The 18,366-nt window shown below is 50.6% G+C and carries 17 protein-coding genes; 10 read left to right on the top strand and 7 right to left on the bottom strand.

What is annotated here, in order from left to right; translation table 11 throughout:
• The first annotated feature begins 267 nt into the window (after window positions 1-267).
• The 5 genes from dtd to Q7V48_07335 all read left to right on the top strand — a co-directional run bounded on the left by dtd (window position 268) and on the right by Q7V48_07335 (window position 6,221).
• A complete protein-coding gene (dtd, locus tag Q7V48_07355) occupies window positions 268-720 on the top strand; it encodes a D-aminoacyl-tRNA deacylase (protein MDO9210549.1) in 453 nt (150 codons plus the stop codon).
• A 97-nt stretch (window positions 721-817) separates the two neighbouring features.
• The gene (locus Q7V48_07350) at window positions 818-1,960 is read left to right on the top strand and encodes an acyl-CoA dehydrogenase family protein (protein ID MDO9210548.1); all 1,143 of its coding nucleotides are present in this window, start codon (window positions 818-820) and stop codon (window positions 1,958-1,960) included.
• Between the two features lie 23 nt (window positions 1,961-1,983).
• Window positions 1,984-3,426 (top strand): 4-hydroxyphenylacetate 3-hydroxylase family protein, encoded by a 1,443-nt coding sequence (locus tag Q7V48_07345; protein ID MDO9210547.1) that lies wholly within the window; start codon window positions 1,984-1,986, stop codon window positions 3,424-3,426.
• Window positions 3,427-3,499: 73 nt separating this feature from the next.
• Complete coding sequence (locus tag Q7V48_07340) at window positions 3,500-5,032, top strand: long-chain-fatty-acid--CoA ligase (protein ID MDO9210546.1); 1,533 nt, start codon at window positions 3,500-3,502, stop codon at window positions 5,030-5,032.
• A gap of 31 nt (window positions 5,033-5,063) precedes the next feature.
• Entirely contained in the window at window positions 5,064-6,221 is a 1,158-nt protein-coding gene (locus Q7V48_07335) for an acyl-CoA dehydrogenase family protein (protein MDO9210545.1), read from the top strand.
• Window positions 6,222-6,252: 31 nt separating this feature from the next.
• Here the strand turns inward: Q7V48_07335 and meaB are convergent, their stop codons facing one another.
• The 7 genes from meaB to Q7V48_07300 form a co-directional block, all read right to left on the bottom strand.
• A complete protein-coding gene (meaB, locus tag Q7V48_07330; protein MDO9210544.1) occupies window positions 6,253-7,239 on the bottom strand; it encodes a methylmalonyl Co-A mutase-associated GTPase MeaB in 987 nt (328 codons plus the stop codon).
• Between the two features lie 14 nt (window positions 7,240-7,253).
• The gene (locus Q7V48_07325; GenBank protein MDO9210543.1) at window positions 7,254-7,940 is read right to left on the bottom strand and encodes an acetate--CoA ligase family protein; all 687 of its coding nucleotides are present in this window, start codon (window positions 7,938-7,940) and stop codon (window positions 7,254-7,256) included.
• A 202-nt stretch (window positions 7,941-8,142) separates the two neighbouring features.
• On the bottom strand, window positions 8,143-8,553 hold the full coding sequence (gcvH, locus tag Q7V48_07320; GenBank protein MDO9210542.1) for a glycine cleavage system protein GcvH: 411 nt from the start codon (window positions 8,551-8,553) through the stop codon (window positions 8,143-8,145).
• Between the two features lie 335 nt (window positions 8,554-8,888).
• On the bottom strand, window positions 8,889-9,449 hold the full coding sequence (gene efp / locus Q7V48_07315; GenBank protein ID MDO9210541.1) for an elongation factor P: 561 nt from the start codon (window positions 9,447-9,449) through the stop codon (window positions 8,889-8,891).
• Window positions 9,450-9,546: 97 nt separating this feature from the next.
• The gene (locus tag Q7V48_07310; protein ID MDO9210540.1) at window positions 9,547-10,617 is read right to left on the bottom strand and encodes an aminopeptidase P family protein; all 1,071 of its coding nucleotides are present in this window, start codon (window positions 10,615-10,617) and stop codon (window positions 9,547-9,549) included.
• A gap of 8 nt (window positions 10,618-10,625) precedes the next feature.
• Complete coding sequence (locus Q7V48_07305) at window positions 10,626-11,372, bottom strand: tetratricopeptide repeat protein (protein ID MDO9210539.1); 747 nt, start codon at window positions 11,370-11,372, stop codon at window positions 10,626-10,628.
• Entirely contained in the window at window positions 11,365-12,264 is a 900-nt protein-coding gene (locus Q7V48_07300) for a deoxyribonuclease IV (protein ID MDO9210538.1), read from the bottom strand. The genes Q7V48_07305 and Q7V48_07300 overlap by 8 nt, the downstream gene beginning before the upstream one ends.
• Window positions 12,265-12,545: 281 nt before the next feature.
• Between Q7V48_07300 and gatC the strand changes: the two genes are divergently transcribed.
• The 5 genes from gatC to Q7V48_07275 form a co-directional block, all read left to right on the top strand.
• The gene (gatC, locus tag Q7V48_07295) at window positions 12,546-12,833 is read left to right on the top strand and encodes an Asp-tRNA(Asn)/Glu-tRNA(Gln) amidotransferase subunit GatC (protein MDO9210537.1); all 288 of its coding nucleotides are present in this window, start codon (window positions 12,546-12,548) and stop codon (window positions 12,831-12,833) included.
• A gap of 144 nt (window positions 12,834-12,977) precedes the next feature.
• Window positions 12,978-14,435: an Asp-tRNA(Asn)/Glu-tRNA(Gln) amidotransferase subunit GatA gene (gatA, locus tag Q7V48_07290; GenBank protein ID MDO9210536.1), complete on the top strand. Its 1,458-nt coding sequence runs from the start codon at window positions 12,978-12,980 to the stop codon at window positions 14,433-14,435.
• 12 nt (window positions 14,436-14,447) lie between these two features.
• Entirely contained in the window at window positions 14,448-15,881 is a 1,434-nt protein-coding gene (gene gatB, locus Q7V48_07285) for an Asp-tRNA(Asn)/Glu-tRNA(Gln) amidotransferase subunit GatB (GenBank protein ID MDO9210535.1), read from the top strand.
• A gap of 73 nt (window positions 15,882-15,954) precedes the next feature.
• A complete protein-coding gene (locus Q7V48_07280) occupies window positions 15,955-17,202 on the top strand; it encodes an MFS transporter (GenBank protein MDO9210534.1) in 1,248 nt (415 codons plus the stop codon).
• A gap of 7 nt (window positions 17,203-17,209) precedes the next feature.
• The coding region (locus Q7V48_07275; protein ID MDO9210533.1) for a hypothetical protein at window positions 17,210-18,366 on the top strand (1,157 nt) is incomplete at its 3' end.

Here is an 18,366-nt window from a genome sequence, read left to right as displayed (position 1 = left end):
ACCAGGTTAAAGACCCACTGCTTCTCTGGATGAACGATCCTTCCCACGAAAAATATCGCCAAGTGACCTCGTTGACCTCCAAAGATCTGGGGGGAACAAAACCATAGGGTTCAGGGAGTCCAGGGTCCCAGAATCCAAATGAAAAGAGATGCCCAAGAAACAAATTTAAAAGATTGATGGTTTCTTAAGAAAATTGATCTTCCACGAAACCCTTGAACCCTTGAATCTTCGAATCCTTGACCACTAAGAAACGGAGAAAAAATCAACATGAGGGCGGTGATCCAAAGAGTAATTCGGGCGCAAGTCCGAGTCGAAGGAAAAATTATTAGTGAAATCGGCCCAGGTCTCCTTATCCTCCTCGGGGTGGGTAAGGGAGATACCGCTGCCCAAGGCGACTCCCTTCTGGATAAAATCATTCATTTGCGCATCTTCGAAGATGAGGCAGGAAAGATGAATTTATCCCTCTTGGATTGTGGAGGAGAATTGATGATCATATCTCAGTTTACCCTCTACGCCGATTGTCGCCAAGGGCGCCGGCCTTCTTTTACCGAAGCCAGTTCGCCCGAGCTGGCAAATTCCTTATACGGCTCTTTCGTCGAGCAGGCCAAGCGCAAAGGGATTCGAGTGGCCACGGGGATTTTTCAAACCCGGATGGAAGTAGAACTGGTAAACTCGGGGCCGGTTACAATCTTACTGGACAATGCAAAAAATTTTTGCTAAAAAGATGGAAACAATAAAAGTGCTGGGGGATTGTAACCCACCTTTCGGCACGCATATGACTTCCCTAAATTCTTAATAGACAAGGAGGAATATTCCGATGATCGACTTTACTCCGAGCGAGGAACAAAAAGCATTGCAAAATTTGGCCCGGGAATTTGCGCAGAAGGAAATAGCCCCGGTGGCGTTACCGTATGATAAAGAACCGGTTTTTCCGGAGGAGATTATTAAAAAAGCTCATGCGGCCGGCTTGATGAATCTCACCTGCCCGAAGGAATATGGCGGGCAAGGATTAGGGCTGGTAACTTCATCCCTGATTACCGAAGAAATGAATGTGGCCTGCGTGGCTATATCCGGAATGATCGGGATTAATTCCCTGGCCTGTGGACCCATCCTCATTGCCGGTACAGAGGAACAAAAGCGGCGCTTTCTTCTCCCTTTGAACCAGACCGGCAAAACCGCGTCTTTTGGTCTAACCGAAAGGGAAGCGGGGTCGGATGCCGGAGGTGTAAAGACTCGGGGGAAACTGGAAGGCGACCACTATGTACTCAACGGCCAGAAATGCTTCATCACCAATTCCAGCTATGCAGCTCTTTATACCGTTTTTGCCACCAGCGATCCTTCCAGGGGGACCAAAGGCATCTGTGGGTTTATCGTCCCCCGCGAATCCCCCGGTCTCTCCATCGGGAAGGTGGAAGACAAAATGGGGCAACGAGCTCTGAACGTAGCCGAGGTCAATCTGGAAAATGTGATCGTTCCCCGGGAGAACCTCTTAGGCAAGGAAGGGGAAGGGTTCAAAATAGCCATGGAAACCCTGGATGAAGGACGGGTGAACATCGCCACTTGCGGCGTAGGCCTGGCCCGGGCCGCATTCGAGGCGGCCTTGGAGTATGCCAAGAAGCGGGTGCAATTTGGCAAACCCATTGGGACTTTTCAAGCTCTGAATTTTATGCTGGCGGATATGGCGGTCGCCGTCGATGCCGCCCGCCTCCTCACTTGGTGCGCTGGGTCGATGGCTGACCAGGGAAAACGTTTTAGCCGAGAAGCCGCCCAAGCAAAATTCTATGCCACGGATGTGGCGATGCGCGTGACCACCGACGCCGTGCAGATTTACGGCGGATATGGGTATACGAAAGATTATGCCGTGGAAAAATACATGCGCGACGCCAAGCTCACGCAGATTTATGAAGGAACCAACCAAGTCAACCGGATCGTGGCCGGCGGCGCCCTCATGCGTGGATAAGGGGAGAGAGGATTGCCAACATTATGAAAACCCCTGAACAGTACATCGCCAGCTTGAGAAAATTGAATTTGGAGGTCTATCTTTTAGGGGAAAGGGTAAAGGATCCCGTTGACCACCCCATGATTCGCCCTTCCCTGAATTCTGTGGTCATGACCTTTCAGCTGGTTCAAGAAGGAGAATATAAGAATCTAATGACGACCTCTTCTCATTTGAGCGGCAAAACTGTCAACCGCTTTACCGCCATTCACCAGAGCGCTCAAGATTTGGTCAACAAAGTAAAAATGCAACGCCTGTTGGGACAGAAGACAGCCTCCTGTTTCCAGCGCTGTGTGGGTATGGACGGCATGAATGCGCTCTATAGCACCACCTTTGAAACGGATAAGAAATATAAGACAACCTACCATTCTCGTTTTAAAGATTTCCTGCAACGTATCCAGGAAGAAGATTTAGTCGTGGATGGGGCCATGACGGATGTGAAAGGAGATCGAAGCCTGCGTCCCGTCCAGCAGGCGGATCCCGATCTCTACCTGCGCGTGGTAGAGAGGAAGAAAGATGGGATCGTGGTCCGCGGAGCCAAAGCTCACCAGACCGGTATGGTAAATTCGCACGAGGTCATCGTGATGCCTACCATGGCTCTGCGGGAAGAAGAAAAAGATTATGCCGTTTCCTTTGCGGTTTCCACGGACACGCCGGGTCTATTTTTTATCTACGGCCGGCAATCTTGCGACACCCGCAAGCTTGAAGGAAGTTCCATTGATGTAGGCAACCATCAATACGGCGGGCACGAAGTCCTGGCCATTTTCGATAACGTCTTCGTACCCTGGGAAAGGGTGTTTCTCTGCGGGGAAACGGATTTCGTCGGCGCCCTCGTGGAGCGGTTTGCCGGCTATCATCGCCAGAGTTACGGAGGATGCAAAGTTGGCGTCGGCGATGTCTTGATCGGGGCCGCTTCTCTGGCTGCCGATTTTAACGGCACGGCCAAGGCCTCGCACATCGCCGACAAAATCATCGAAATGGTTCACCTGAATGAGACCCTTTATTCCTGTGGCCTGGCTTGCTCTTCCGAAGGTCACCCTACTGCCGCGGGCAATTACGAAATTGACATGCTCTTGGCGAACGTCTGTAAACAAAACGTCACCCGTTTTCCCTATGAGATTGCCAGGCTGGCTGAAGATATTGCGGGAGGATTGATGGTGACCATGCCTTCGGAAAAAGACTTACGCCATGAACGAACGGGCCCCTATATCCAAAAATACCTCCAAGGAGTGGCCGCGGTCCCGACCGAACACCGCATGCGCATTCTGCGCCTGATCGAGAACATCACCTTGGGCACGGCGGCAGTAGGCTATCGGACCGAGTCGATGCATGGGGCAGGTCCGCCGCAAGCCCAACGCATCATGATCCGCCGTCAGGCCGACCTGGAGTTCAAAAAAAATCTGGCCAGGAACATTGCCGGAATACCATAATCGACCTACTTCTACCACGAAACACCGGCATTGAGATTGTTGGGGAGCGGACAAAGCATGGGGAGATAAGGTTATGGAAATGACCCTTGGGTATTCTGTAGTCCGCAATGCCCGGAAATATCCGCACCAAACCGCCATTCTTTGTGGGGAGGAACGGCGGACCTACCGGGAGTTGAATGAACGTTCCAACCGCTTCGCCAGAGCCCTTATTGACTTGGGCCTCGGCAAGGGCGATCGCATCGCCACCCTTTCCCTCAACTCCATCGAGCTTATGGAAGCCTACATTGCCCACCTGAAAATAGGGGCCATAACGGTTCCGCTCAATGCCTGGGGCCTGGATAAAGAAATTCAACATCAAGCGGGCTTTACGGGCTGCAAGATGTTTGTTTTTCATCAAGATTTTCTGGAACGGGTGGAACAGATTCGCCCTCGTCTTCCAGAGGTCAAGGAATGGATCTTCATCGGTACCCCCCTGCCCTCCTTTGCCCGATCCTATGAGGAGCTGATCGCTCAACCTCCTCCATCAGATTGGGCCATAGAACTGCAAGAAGAGGAGGAGGCGTTCATTCTCTTCACCGGGGGGACAACGGGCGTTCCCAAAGGGGCGGTTCTTACGCACAAGTCTCTGCTCTGGAATATTATCAACGTGACTACCGAGATCCAGAGTCCAACGCCCGATGACGTGATTTACTACCCTATGCCTCTCTTCCACACCGCCGCTTTGAGCAGGTTTTTGGCCTATATGTACGCCGGCGGGACGTTTATCGTTAGCCGGGAGTTCGATGCCCAGAAATGCTTGGAAATCATCGAACGCGAACAGGTCACGGCCATGACCGGTAATCCTACGATCTGGCGGGAGCTCCTCAGGGAAGTTGACAGAAAAAAGTACGATACCCGTTCCATGCGCATGTACCTTTCTTCCCAGGGCATCCTGCATCCCGCCATGCAACAGGCCATAGAGACCCGGCTTTTTCCCAACGCTCAAACCTATGTCAGCTATGCCTTGACCGAAGCTTCTCCAGGCGTAACGATTCTCAAACCGGGAGATCGGCCGCAAGAGCCGGCCAGTGTGGGAAAGCCCTATATGTGCACGGAAGTGCGTATCGTGGACGAGCAGGATCAGGACCTTCCCGTTGGGGAGGTAGGAGAAATCATCATCAAAGGCCCCACCGTGATGAAGGAATATTTCCGCAACCCGGAAGAGACCGCTCAGACTTTACGAGGGGGATGGCTGCACACAGGAGATTTGGGGAAATATGATGCCGATGGCTTTTTGTATTTCGTCGACCGCAAAAAAGACATGATCAAAAGCGGGGGATTAAACATATATTCCAAGGAAATCGAAGAAGTATTGGCCCGGCATGCCAAAATCGCCGAAGCGGTAGTTATCGGTATCCCGGATGAAAAATGGGGAGAGACGGTCAAAGCCGTAGTGGTCGTCAAGGATGGGGAAACTCTTACCGCGGAAGAAGTCATTCATTTTTGCAAACAGCATTTGGCGAGCTATAAGAAACCAACCTCCGTGGCCTTCGTCGAGTCCCTCCCCAAGAGCAAGTTTGGTGGCAAAGTCCTGAAACGCGAACTTCGCGGGCGTTTCTCACAATAAGGCCAAGGCATTATGTTAAGGGGTGGAAACCATGAAACATCCGATGTTTTCCGAAGAGCATGAATTATTCCGGGATGCGGTGCGCAAATTTGTGGACAAGGAGTTAGCCCCCCATGCCGAAGAGTGGGAGGAAGCTGAAGAATTTCCCAACAGCGTTTTCACTCGTATGGGCGAGTTGGGTTTTCTGGGCCTGCGTTACCCGGAAGAGTACGGGGGGCAGAATGGCGATTTCCTTTTTTCTGTCATTTTGGCCGAAGAGCTTGGCCGCTGTGGCATAGGTTCCATCGGCATGGCTGTGGCGGTCCAGAGCGAGATGGCCACCCCTCCAATTTTCAAGTTCGGCACCGAAGAACAGAAGACAAAATATCTCCTTCCGGCCAACCAAGGCAAGAAGATTGCCTCCCTCGGCATTACCGAACCCAACGCCGGGTCGGACGTAGCTTCGATTCAGACCACGGCCAAAAGAGACGGCGACCATTGGGTCATCAACGGCCGGAAGATTTTTATCACCAATGGCGTCCGGGCAGACTTCATCACCCTCGTAGCCAGAACCGGCGAGAAGAAAGGTTATAAGGGGTTCTCCCTGTTCCTGGTGGACAAAGGGACTCCTGGATTTACGGTTACCCGCAAATTAGATAAACTCGGCATGCGTTCCTCCGACACCGCGGAGCTTCTCTTTGAGGACTGCCGGCTGCCGGCGGATGCTCTCTTGGGGGAAGAAGGCAAAGGTTTCTACCACATCATGTGGGAACTACAAGGAGAAAGAATCATGGCCGCAGCCAATGCGGTGGCCCGGGCCCAGATGGCCTTTGAATTGGCCTTGAAATACTCTAAGGAAAGAGTTCAATTTGGCAAACCCCTGGCCCATTTTCAGGTTACCCGCCATCGCTTGGCTGACATGGCTACGGAGATGGAAGCGGCTAGACATCTAACCTATTACTGCGCCTGGCTTTTTCAAAACGGAGAATATCCGGTCAAGGAAATCTCCATGGCCAAACTCTTTGCTGCGCAAATTGCCAATCGGGTGGCCGATGCTGCCCTGCAAATCCATGGCGGCTATGGCTACATGATGGAGTACCCGATTCAGAGGTATTGGCGGGACATTCGCCTGAGTCGAATCGGCGGCGGCACGGATGAAATCATGAAAGAAGTGATCGCCAATGAGTTGTTAGGAAAAATCAAAGATTGATTCTCTTCTGTCCGGTTGACGAGAGTCGCGCTTAATTTTTAGGCTTGTCCGCCTGATAAATCTGGTAATACCTGGCAAACGGTTCCGTGACCTTTTGGGCGTAGGAATAGGGGTCTTTTTTGCGGGCTACCACCTGTTCGATTACCTCGTCGAAGGTCACATCGTACTTGAGCATTTTATGAATGTATTTGGAGACTTCCCCCTCAATTAGGTTCAGAATTTCCTGCTTAGCCCGTTCGTTCCTTTTTCTTAACAGCCCGCTGCCCTCTTGGAGAAATTGCCGATGTTTCCAAATCTTTTCGGTAAGATCCAGTATTCCTTCACCTAAGGTGGCTACGATTTTAACAATCGGAGGCCTCCAGGGGCCCATCGCTGGGTTTAAGTTCAACATCAGGCTCAATTCGGTGACTAACCGATCTGCTCCCTCCCGGTCGGATTTGTTGACCACAAAAATATCTCCGATCTCCATGATCCCGGCTTTCAAAGCTTGAATCTCGTCTCCAAGCCCGGGTACGGAAATGAGCAGGGTGGTGTCTGCCGTCTTGGCAATATCTACTTCATCCTGCCCCACCCCCACGGTCTCGATGAGGATAAAATCTTTTCCGAAGGCATCGAGGATTTTGACGGTATCGGCGGTTGCCCTGGAAAGCCCTCCCAGTGTTCCCCGCGTGGCCATCGAGCGGACAAAGACCCCTTCATCATTGGTGATGTCTTGCATGCGCAACCGATCTCCCAAAAGAGCTCCCCCGGTGAAAGGACTCGTGGGGTCTACGGCTACGATTCCTACGGTATAACCCTTTTTCCGCAGTTCTTTGGTGATCTTATCGGTCAACGTGCTCTTCCCCGATCCCGGAGGGCCGGTAATCCCCACAATATAAGCATGGCCGGTCCTGGGATATAACTGTTGCAAAGCTTCCACTGCACCGGGCATCTCGTTTTCCACCAGGGTGATCAGCTTGGCCAAGGCCCGGACAGAGCCGGAGAGGGCCCCGCTCACTAACTCCGCTATACTGGTCATCTTCTCCACCTTTCTTAGGACTTCTCTTTTTCTTGGAGCACGACCAGCGCGTCAACCGCAATCGGTTGATTCCCAGAAATAATCAGCGGATTCACATCCACTTCCTTCACGGCTTCGAGTTCCAAGCCCAACCTGCCGGCATTGATCAACATCGAAACCAGGAGATCCATATCCACAGGGGGCATGCCGCGAAACGGTCCCAATACGGAAGCTCCTTTGATTTCCTGGGCCATCTCTATGGCGTCTCGCTTCTCTAACGGGGCAATGCGGAAAGAGACGTCTTTGAGGACTTCGGTGAAAATTCCCCCTAAGCCAAACATCACACAGGGGCCAAATTGAGCGTCCCGGATCATGCCGATCACCAATTCCCGGGAGCCCTTGACCATCTCTTGCACCAAAATCCCGTCCAAAGAAGTGTCTCCCACACGGCTCACGATGGCATCGTAGGCCCGTTCCACCTCCTTGAAGTTCCGCAAATCTACCTCGATCAATTTCTTTTCGGTTTTGTGAGCGATCTCCGGAGAACAGCCTTTGAGGACTACAGGCAAGCCAATCTCCTTTGCCGCCTTAACAGCCCCGGACCGGCTGGTAACCAATTTTTCCCGTACGACCGGGAATCCGTAGGTGCGGAGCAGGCGCTTGGAGTCGTATTCGGAAAGCGACTTCTGCCCTTTTTTCAGGGCTCTTTGAATCAGTTCCATTCCAACCTCCGATTCGATATCAATACTTAAAGTTACGAAAGCGAACTTCGACTTCCAAAATTAAAAATAAGAATTTTCTTTCCTATCCAGTTTCTAACAACCTTCGGGTGTTTTGTCAAGAAATTCATTCGGACTCCGTCAACCAGCTTAAACGAGCACCGCGCTTTAGCCTTCGCCCCTATTCTTGGCGATGGCCATCTTTTTATTTCTTTTTTTTCTTCGAGTTCTCTTCTTGTTTTTCCAAAAAATCTTCATATTCGACAGCGCTAAATAATTCCTGCAACTCTGAAGGGTCATCGAGTTCTAACACCATTAACCAACCTTTCCCATAGGGGTCGTCATTGACCAGAGAAGGTTCTTCTTCCAGATCTTTATTGATGGAAATGACCTCTCCGCTGACCGGGCTGAACAGCTCCGCTACAGTTTTGGAGGATTCCAAGGTCCCGAAAATATCACCTTGCTCGATCTGCAAACCCTCATCCGGAAGTTCCGTGTAAAGAATTTCTCCCATTTCTTGCTGGGCAAAATCGGTAATGCCAACCGTCCCGCGATTTCCTGTTAGCCTTACCCAGTTATGTTCTTGAGAGTAGTAGAGATCTTCTGGATATTCCATAAGGACTCTCCTTTCTTACCTGTATCCTGTCCGGATGCTTTGCAGGCAATATACGATCCTTCGCAAAAGTTTAACCCTTTGAAAAAATGACGGGCATTTTCCCCTGAAATTTACATTTTTCATTTGGCAACTTTGGTGATCTCGTAAAAAGTCAAAAAAGCCGTCACTCCTGCGAAAGCAGTCCGCCTCAGGCGGACAGAACTGCTTGAACTAACTGGATTCCCGCTTTCGCGGGAATGACGAAAATGGGGTAAAAAGGACTTTTTACGAAGCCATCAACTTTCATTTTTCAATGAAATTTTGCAGTCCTTTTCCAAACGCTAAATTGATACCATTTATTTCACTCGGGTGATATATTCCCGGGTGCGGGTATCAATCCGCACCACATCTCCTTCTTCCACAAAGAGGGGGACTTGAATAACCGCTCCCGATTCCAGAGTGGCAGGCTTGGTTACCCCGGTGGCCGTATCCCCGCGGATTCCAGGCTCCGATTTGACTATCTTTAATTCCACAAACATGGGTACCTCAATGCCGATCGGGCGTTTGTTATGAAAAAGGGCTTTGATCACGATGTTTTCTTTAAGGAAGTCTTTACTGCCTCCTAGCTGGTCAGCCGTGAGGAAGAGCTGCTCGAAGGTTTGAGTTTCCATGAAATGGAATTCCCCACCGGTCTCGTAAAGAAACTGCATTTCTCGCTCTTCTAAGTCAGGTTTATCTACCCGATCACCGGACCGAAATGTCTGGTCGATGACATTTCCGCTCACCAGGCTTTTCAGGCGCGTCCGCACAAAAGCCCCTCCTTTTCCTGGCTTGACGTGCTGGAAATCGACGATGACAAAGGGTTCTCCCCCGATTTCGACCTTCAGGCCTTTGCGAAAATCTGTCGTCGAATACATAAAACCTACTCCTAAAAATTTATTTGTTATACCACAGAGGTCGCAGAGGTCACGGGGGCGTTCTCCGCGGTGAAAATGGAATGCACCTTCCGGAAATTTAGCGGGCCAGGATATTTTCTTCGAGATCCTTTGATAGGACCGTTAACTTTTCGCATCCCCGGCCGGTGACCCAAACCATATCTTCCAAACGAACTCCCCCCCAACCGGGGATGTAAATTCCCGGTTCGACCGTGAAAACCATCCCTTCTTCCGCAACCCCTCGGCCTTGGGGGGAGATGCTGGGGGCTTCATGAATGGCCAGCCCGACGCCATGGCCTGTTCCGTGTCCAAAAAACTTGCCGTACCCTGCGCGGGAAATGACCTCGCGGGCTGCCGCGTCGATCTGCCGGAAACTTACTCCCGGACGGATGGTTTTAAGAGCTTTCTCTTGGGCCCGCCGGACGATTTCATAAACTTTCCGCTTTTCTGCATCCGGTTGTCCCAAGATCAAAGTCTTGGTTTCATCGGAGTGATAACCCCGATAGCGGGTACCAAAATCTATGACCACGGTATCTCTCTTTTGCAAACGTTTGGCAGAAGCTGCTCCGTGGGGAAGTGCTGCTCGCGGACCTGAAGCCACGATCGTGTCGAAGGCCATTTTATCGCCCCCCCAGCGTTTCATCCGGCATTCTAAAAAATCGGCCACCGACTTTTCTCTCGCGCCAGTCCGTATCCTGGATAATGTGTCGGTAAAACTAACGGAAGCGATATGGATGGCCCGGCGAATTTTTTCCAGTTCTTCGGGCCCTTTGCGTACTCTCAGCTTGGTAATCTCCTGGGCTAAAGGAATGAAGGATACACGGGCTAATTTTTCCTGCAATTTTCTGTAGTCTTCATACGTCATGGCGTTGGACTCAAAACCCAAACGTTTAATGCGCAAAGCCCTCAAGAATTGGGTTAATCCTTCGATTTTATGCCGATATTTTTTAACGGCAGCGTTCTGAATCTCTCCGCGCGCCTGCTCTTCGTACCTTGAATCGGTAAGGAAGGTACGCTCTTGGCCTGTAACGATCAAAGCCCCATCGCTTCCTGTAAAACCGCAGAGGTAGCCGATATTTTCCAAACTGAGAAAAAGAATGGCATCAACCTTTGATCGCCTGATAATTTTTTCTAAAAGCGGTTCGACCATAATTCTTTTTAGGGGGAGAGGGGTTCGTCTCTCGGAGCCACCACGGCTAACCAGCGCTCCAGTTTGTGCATCGTCCTCTGATACGAAGCCGCTTTTCGTTGGGCTTCCAGTCGCTCCTGCAGGGTTTCATATTTTTTCTGAACATCGGTGTTTCCAGGTTCGCGCGTAAGGATTTCTTGATAGATGGAAAGGGCTTTTTCCAGGTGACCTTGCTTGAGGTAAATTTCCGCCAGCGTATCGGTCTGAATCACTTGTTTCTCTTGATTGTCTTGGAGAGTTTTTCCATGCGCAGCGGGATCTTCCTGGATATCCGGTCCTGCTGGAATCGATCTCAGTTTTGTTTTCTGCTGCAGCAAATCCATTTCCAGCGGGGTTAACCCTTTTTTCGGCCTTTCCTCTTCAGGCGGAAAATATAAGGCTTTTCTGAGCACCTCTAAGGCTTGGTCTACGTTTTTCTCCTGGAGATAGACCTGCCTCAGCAGCTTATAAACGGAGAGACATTCCTCGATGCCCTCGGCAACTTTTTCTAATGCTTGTTTCGCTTCGGCAATCATCCCTTTCTCTAAATAACACTTTCCCAGAATCAAGCGGCCGCGGAGGGCATCCGGCATTTTTTCTAAACCCTTCCGGCAGGTATCGATGGCCTCTTCGTAACGCCCCTGCAGTCGATAGGCTTCGGCCAGCTGGGTAAATAAATTCGAACTCATTACCGCACTTAACACTTCCTCATGGGCGTCGGACTTTTTATCATTCATCGCCGCGTTCCCTTTTTCCCCATGATAAATTGGGGCTAATTTTTTGGCATATTCTCCGAATCCGAGAGAGATTCTTAAAATCGTCCCTTGGGTTTTCTTTGGGGGTTTCCAGAATCATCGGTAACCCTTGGAAGGAAGGATGTCCGAGCAAATTCCTGAAACCTGAAAATCCAATCTTTCCTTCGCCGATATGTTCGTGGCGGTCCGAGTGCGAACCCAACTCTCCCCCACAATCATTCAAATGAAGAAGAGACAGCCGTTCCCGCCCGATGGTTCGGTTGACTTCTTCCGCCAAAAAATTGGCTTTATCCGGGGTGCGAAAATCATATCCAGCCGCAAAGCCGTGACAAGAATCGAAGCAGACTCCCAGTTTTTTGTTTATTTCCACGCCGGCGATAATTTTTTGGAGCTCCTCTAAGTATGCTCCAATTCCCTTTCCCGCCCCAGCACTGTTTTCCAGCAACAAAGTGACCGGAGCTTCTTGGCGCAATACGACTTGCAAAGCTTTTACCACTCGCTCCTGCCCGAAGGCCTTACTTCTTTCCTTAGCACTGCCCAGATGGGTGACCACGTACCGGGCACCGATTTGAGCCGCTCTTGTGATATCCAGGGCCAAACCGGCAATGGAGCGTTGATATAGGTGCTCATCCGGTGTTGCCAAGTTAAGCAAGTAAGGAGTATGCACCACAATCGGATCGATATCCTTGGGGGTGATGGCCTCCTGAAAAGCCGCAATAGACTGGGGGGGAAGCGGTAAGACCTTCCACCCGCGAGGATTCCGGGAAAAAATCTGCATGGCCGAGCAGCCCAATTCCCGTGCCCGGGAGACGGCTTTTTCAATCCCCCCAGAGATCGAAACATGAACTCCTAACCGGATGGGGGATATTGGCATGCCCTTTCTTCCCATCTCCGCCCCAATCTTTGATGATTATGAATATAATGAAGCGATTTCCTACCTGTCAAGGCTAAAATGTGTTTCTCTGCCGTTTTTTAAAAAATGTTGGTCTCCTCTTTACCTATTCCCTGTGGCAAGAAGGATATCTGGATGGTGCTAAATGGTTCAAGGGTTTAAAGGGACAAGGATCGGAAGTGAAAAGGGGCGGCCGAACTTGAAAAGGGAAGGCGCCTGTGTTATGATTTTAAAAAAAGGCATACCTTAATGGGGAGTCGGGAATGAAAATCACGAAAGAAGAAGTGGAACACATTGCTTACCTGGCCCGTTTAAAATTTAATGCCCAAGAAGAAGAACTCTTTACCACCCAGTTGAACAGCATTCTGGATTACATGGAACAGTTAGGAAAAGTGGATACGACCAACGTCGAACCGACTTTCCATGCCGTAGCCGGAAAGAACGTCTTCCGAGAAGATTCTGTCGCCCCTTCAATATCCCAAGATCTCTCCTTAAGCAACGCTCCAGACCGGGATCGCGGATTCTTTCGCGTTCCTAAAATCATTGAATAGCCAAGAATATTTTATTTTTTGGGACACCGATTCACCCAGATTTACAGGATTTTTTATGGAGAGAAAAAAATCAACCATTAGAAAATAGCTGCGTATATCCGTGCAAATCTGTGTCCGAATTAAAATGATTTCATAGGGACTGAAATGGAATTATGCCAACTGACTGCTTACCAGCTTCATGAAATGCTCATGCGCAAGGAAGTAACTTCCCGCGAAATCACCGAGTCCGTTCTGAAGCGCATTGCCAAGGTGGAAGATCGCATCCATGCTTTCATCACTTTGACCCCGGACGTAGCCAGGCAGCAAGCGGCCCTGGCCGATGCCCGCATCCAAAACGGAGAAACCACCCCTCTTACGGGAATTCCCTTAGCCATCAAGGATCTGATTTGCACTCAGGGGGTGCGGACGACCTGTGGGTCGCATATTTTAGAAAATTATATTCCGCCCTACGATGCCACGGTCATTGAAAAGTTGAAGGCGGCAGGAGCGGTTTTGGTCGGCAAGGCCAACATGGATGAGTTTGCCATGGGCTCCTCCACCGAAAACTCCTTTTTTGGCCCGACCCGTAACCCCTGGGATCTGGAGAGAATCCCAGGAGGCTCCAGCGGAGGGGCAGCTGCCGCAGTGGCTGCCGGTGAATGTATCGCCTCCCTCGGATCGGATACCGGCGGTTCGATCCGCCAGCCGGCATCCTGCTGCGGAGTCGTAGGCATCAAGCCGACCTATGGTCGGGTCTCCCGTTATGGCCTGGTAGCTTTTGCTTCTTCTCTTGATCAAATTGGCCCTTTCAGCAAAGATGTGCGGGACGCTGCCCTTTTACTTCAGGCCATTTGCGGTCATGATTTCCGTGATTCAACATCTGTGAATGTGCCCGTTCCCGACTTCACGCAATCCTTGGTCGATAATGTCCGGGGAATGATTCTGGGAATACCAAAAGAATGTTTCCGGGAAGGCCTTGACCCGGAAGTGGAATCGGCTTTTCGAGAAGCCGTCCGCAACCTGGAAAAATTGGGGGCCAAAACTGTGGAAGTATCTCTTCCCCACAGTGAATATGCCCTGGCCGTTTATTACATCATTGCCCCGGCTGAAGCCAGCTCCAATCTGGCCCGGTATGACGGGGTAAAATACGGGTTTCGGGCCAAGGGAAGCTTCGATCTTATGGAGATGTACAAAGAAACCCGTTCACAGGGATTCGGAGCGGAAGTCAAGCGGCGCATCATGCTCGGCACCTATGCCCTTTCCGCCGGATATTACGAGGCGTATTATCGCAAAGCCGCTCAGGTCCGGACCCTGGTCCGGCAGGATTTTGAAAAAACCTTTGCCCATTGTGATGTGCTTTTAACGCCGACAGCTCCAACGCCGGCCTTCAAGTTGGGGGAAAAAGTGGATGATCCTTTGCAGATGTATCTTTCTGACATCTTTACCATCCCCTGCAACCTGGCCGGATTGCCAGGGCTTTCTCTTCCCAGCGGATTCAGTAAGCAAGGGCTGCCCATCGGTTTGCAAATCCTGGCCAATCATTTCCAGGAAGAAAAGATGCTGCGAGCGGCCTATGTCTACGAACAGAATACCGAATACCATCTGCGCCAACCAGCGTTATAAACGGAGTGGAACATGGAATATGAACCTGTCATCGGCTTAGAGGTACATGCCCAGCTTCTGACCCAAAGCAAAATATTCTGCAGCTGCTCGACCCGATTCGGGGAAGAGCCCAATACCCTCACCTGCCCTGTTTGTACGGGTTCCCCGGGTAGTCTGCCGGTTCTGAATAAAAAAGTTGTGGAGTACACCTTGCGGGCGGCTTTGGCTACGCATTGCCGGATCGCCTCTTATAGTTTGTTTGCCAGGAAAAATTATTTTTATCCGGATCTGCCGAAAGGGTATCAAATCTCCCAGTATGAACTTCCTCTGACTGTGGCTGGCTATATCGATATCCAAATCGATAGCCAAAAAAAGCGCATCGGCATTATCCGCATCCATATGGAAGAAGACGCCGGAAAGCTCTTGCATGATCTCTCCACGGAATCCGGAGCCCGCAGCTATGTGGACTTCAACCGTACAGGGGTGCCCCTTATTGAAATCGTCAGCGCTCCGGATATCCGCACTCCCGAAGAGGCGGCCTCCTACCTGCGAAAACTGCGGGCCATTCTGATGTTCCTGGATATCTGCGACGGAAATATGGAAGAAGGCAGTTTTCGCTGCGACGCCAACATTTCCTTGCGCCCGAAGGGAAGAGAGGCTTTGGGAGTCAAAACAGAACTTAAAAACATGAACTCCTTCCGCAATGTCCAGCGGGCTCTGGACTTTGAGATTCGCCGGCAAACCGCCCTTCTGGATCAAGGGGAAAAGATTGTCCAGGAAACACGCTTGTGGGACACGGCTAGAGGAGTCACTTCCTCCATGCGGAGTAAAGAAGAAGCGCATGATTATCGGTATTTCCCCGACCCGGATTTGGTTCCCTTGGTCATTGATTCCCAATGGATCGAGGAAATCCGGGCCAGCCTACCCGAGCTTCCGGAGTCTAAAAAAGAGCGCTTCATACGGGAATACGGAATCCCGGAGTATGACGCCGAAGTTCTTACGACCTCCAAACCCTTGGCGAACTATTACGAAGTCTGTTTGCGTCACTACCCCAAGCCCAAGATCGTGAGCAATTGGATCATGTCCGAACTTCTCCGGGAGCTCAAGAAGGATGAACGGGAAATTGAAGAATGCCCGGTTCCCGCCCTCCATCTGTCCGAGTTGCTCAAACTCATCGCAGAGGGAACCATCAGCGGCAAAATCGCCAAAAGTGTCTTTGAAGAAATGTACCGCAGCGGGAAACGAGCCGAGGAGATCGTTCTTGCCGAAGGTTGGGTTCAGGTTTCGGATGCGGCGGAATTAGAAAAAATTGTCGAACAGGTTCTTGTTACGAACTCCAAAGAAGTTGAGGCCTACCGCAAGGGCAAAGAAAAACTCTTCGGTTTTTTTGTCGGCCAAGTGATGAAAGCCACTCAAGGAAAGGCCAATCCGCAAATGGTCAATGAAATATTGAAAAAGAAACTGTGAAAATAGTGTCTTGAAAAAACCTAACCACTGACACTCACACTCACACTGACACTCACACTCATTAGGCACCCCTTTGTACACTTTGCCCCAGCGCTGGCTCATCCTGATCATCCTCAATGCGGTCTATTTTTTCGCTTATTTTCATCGCGTTTCCACCGCGGTCCTGGCCCCGTATTTAACGGAAGCCTTCGACGCCACGGCCACAAGCCTGGGGGGCATGTCCTCCGCTTATTTTTATCCCTATGCCTTAAGCCAGCCAGTTGTCGGAATCCTTACGGATCGGTTCGGCGCCCGGAAAGTAATTACTTTTTCTACCTTTATCGGATTCTTGGGGGCTTTCTTTTTCGGATTCGCCCCGAATCTTCTTTGGGCGTCCTTCGCCCGGGCCTTGATCGGCTTTGGAGCTGCAGGAGTTTTTGTTCCGGCCTTGAAAGTGCTTCTCCCCTGGTTCGGACCGAGAGCTTTTGCCCAAATGAACACGCTTCTCCTGGCGGTGGGCAATATGGGGGCAATTGTGGCTTCTACCCCCTATGCCTGGTTCATTCAGCAAGTCGGCTGGCGAACTTCTTACTTTTTTATTGCTGCTCTTTCTCTTCTCTTAGCCGTCCTCTCCTGGACTTACATCCAGAATGTTCCTCCAGGTTTCGCCCCCGAATCAGAGGAAGGGAAAAAGAATGGATCGCCGGTAAAACAAGGATTTGTCGACTTATTGAAAACTCCCTTCTTCTGGATAATGGGTGCTCTTTTTTTTACTTACGGTGGTCCCTTCAGTACCTTTCAGGGGTTATGGGGTTATCCCTTTTTGATGGATGTTTTTGGTTATGAAAAACTTCAGGCCGGCAATCTTATTATGCTCCTTGCTTTCGGAGTCATCCTGGGCGGGCCGGTTTTAGGATACCTGACCGACAAAACTTTCGGCAGTGCCAAACGTCCCTTCCTCTCCGTTATGATTACGGTTCAGGTTATTAATTGGTCCTGCCTTGTCTTCCTGGGGCCATCCCTGGGGTCGATTTCTCTTGGCTTTATCTTCTTCATTATGGGGATGACTTTAGCCGGAACACTCTCTTTGGTCTGGTCGATCGTCCGCGAAGAATCTCCTCCGGAGAAGTTGGGCACAGCCATGGGCTTACTCAATCCGGCTCCCTTCCTGGGGGTGGCTACCCTCCAACCACTTACCGGTTATTTGATGGATCGGGTAGGCAAAAGCGGAGGTGTTTTCCCCTTCGAAGCTTACCAACATGCCTTTGGCCTATGCCTTTCTTCCATTTCCATTTCTCTGGTCATCTCCTTCTTTTTAATCAGAAAGAGAAAAAGAGGTTAGAGGACGAATGCGACGAGTTTCTCTTATAGGATTTTTCATCTTTTCTCTATTTGTTTTCATCTCTTTTTGCCATCCCCCCGGCCACTTAGCGGCCGAATCTTCAAGGGAGCAAATTAAAACATTTCTCCAGCGGGGGATAGAAAAGGGTCTTCATTTAGACGAAAAAGCGGCAATGGCCGAGCTGGTGAAGGCCATTGAACTGGACCGGGAGAACCCGATGGGGTATGCTTACTTGGCCATGGCTTATCTTTTCTTCTATGAGACCGGCTTTGAGGAGAAGGAAAAAAAGAAAAAAGAAGCGCTTTTATTGCGAGCCGTAGAGGATGCGCAGGTCCGGGCAGAGAAAAAGATTGAGAAAGATCCCCAAGATGCCGAGGCTTACTTTTCCCTGGCCATAGCGAAGATGGTCAAAAACCGCTGGGAGATCATTCGCAAGAATTATTTCCGGGCCTTGCGAGAAGCGCAAAACGTCTGGGACTATCTGGAGAAGACTCGGGAACTAGACCCGGGAAATTACGACGTCTATTACCCGATGGGCGTACTCCATTACCACCTGGCCCAGGTTTCCGGAGTGACCCGCTGGATCACCACTTTATTTATTACTGCCGGGGACCGTGAAAAAGGCCTTAAAGAATTTGAGCTGGCTTTCGCCAAGGGTTATCTGCTGAAGGATTTGGCCCAGTCTAATTTGGTATCGATTTATTCCAGCTATGAAAAGCAACCGGCTCGCGCCCTGCCTCTGGCCAAACAATTAAAAGAAAAATATCCCAATAATTATAATTTTTCCTTTGCCCTGGCTAATGTCTTGTCGGACCTCGGCCAGGCGGAAGAAGCCTTATCCATAGCCGGAGAAATTGCCAACAGGATCAACTCGGGAATTCCCCCCTACCGGCGCGAACTCTGGCCCCGCCACCAACAACTTTTGGGAAAAATCTATTTTGACCAAGGGGAATATGAAAAGGCCACGGATTACTTCCAACTGGCTCTTAAAGATCCTGCACCCTACAATGCTCGAGTAAGGGCCTTGGCGCTGGTTCGCCTGGGCATGATCCACGATATCCGTAAAGAAAGGAAAATGGCCGAGGAGTGTTACCAAAAGGCCCTGGAGATTGAGGGGGCTGAGGGTTTAGCCCAGCGTGAAGCCAAAGAATATCTGGAAACCCC

The sequence above is a fragment of the Deltaproteobacteria bacterium genome, assembly GCA_030654105.1.
Taxonomy (GTDB): Bacteria; Desulfobacterota; SM23-61; order SM23-61; family SM23-61; genus JAHJQK01.
This window is presented reverse-complemented; position numbering and strand designations above follow the sequence as displayed.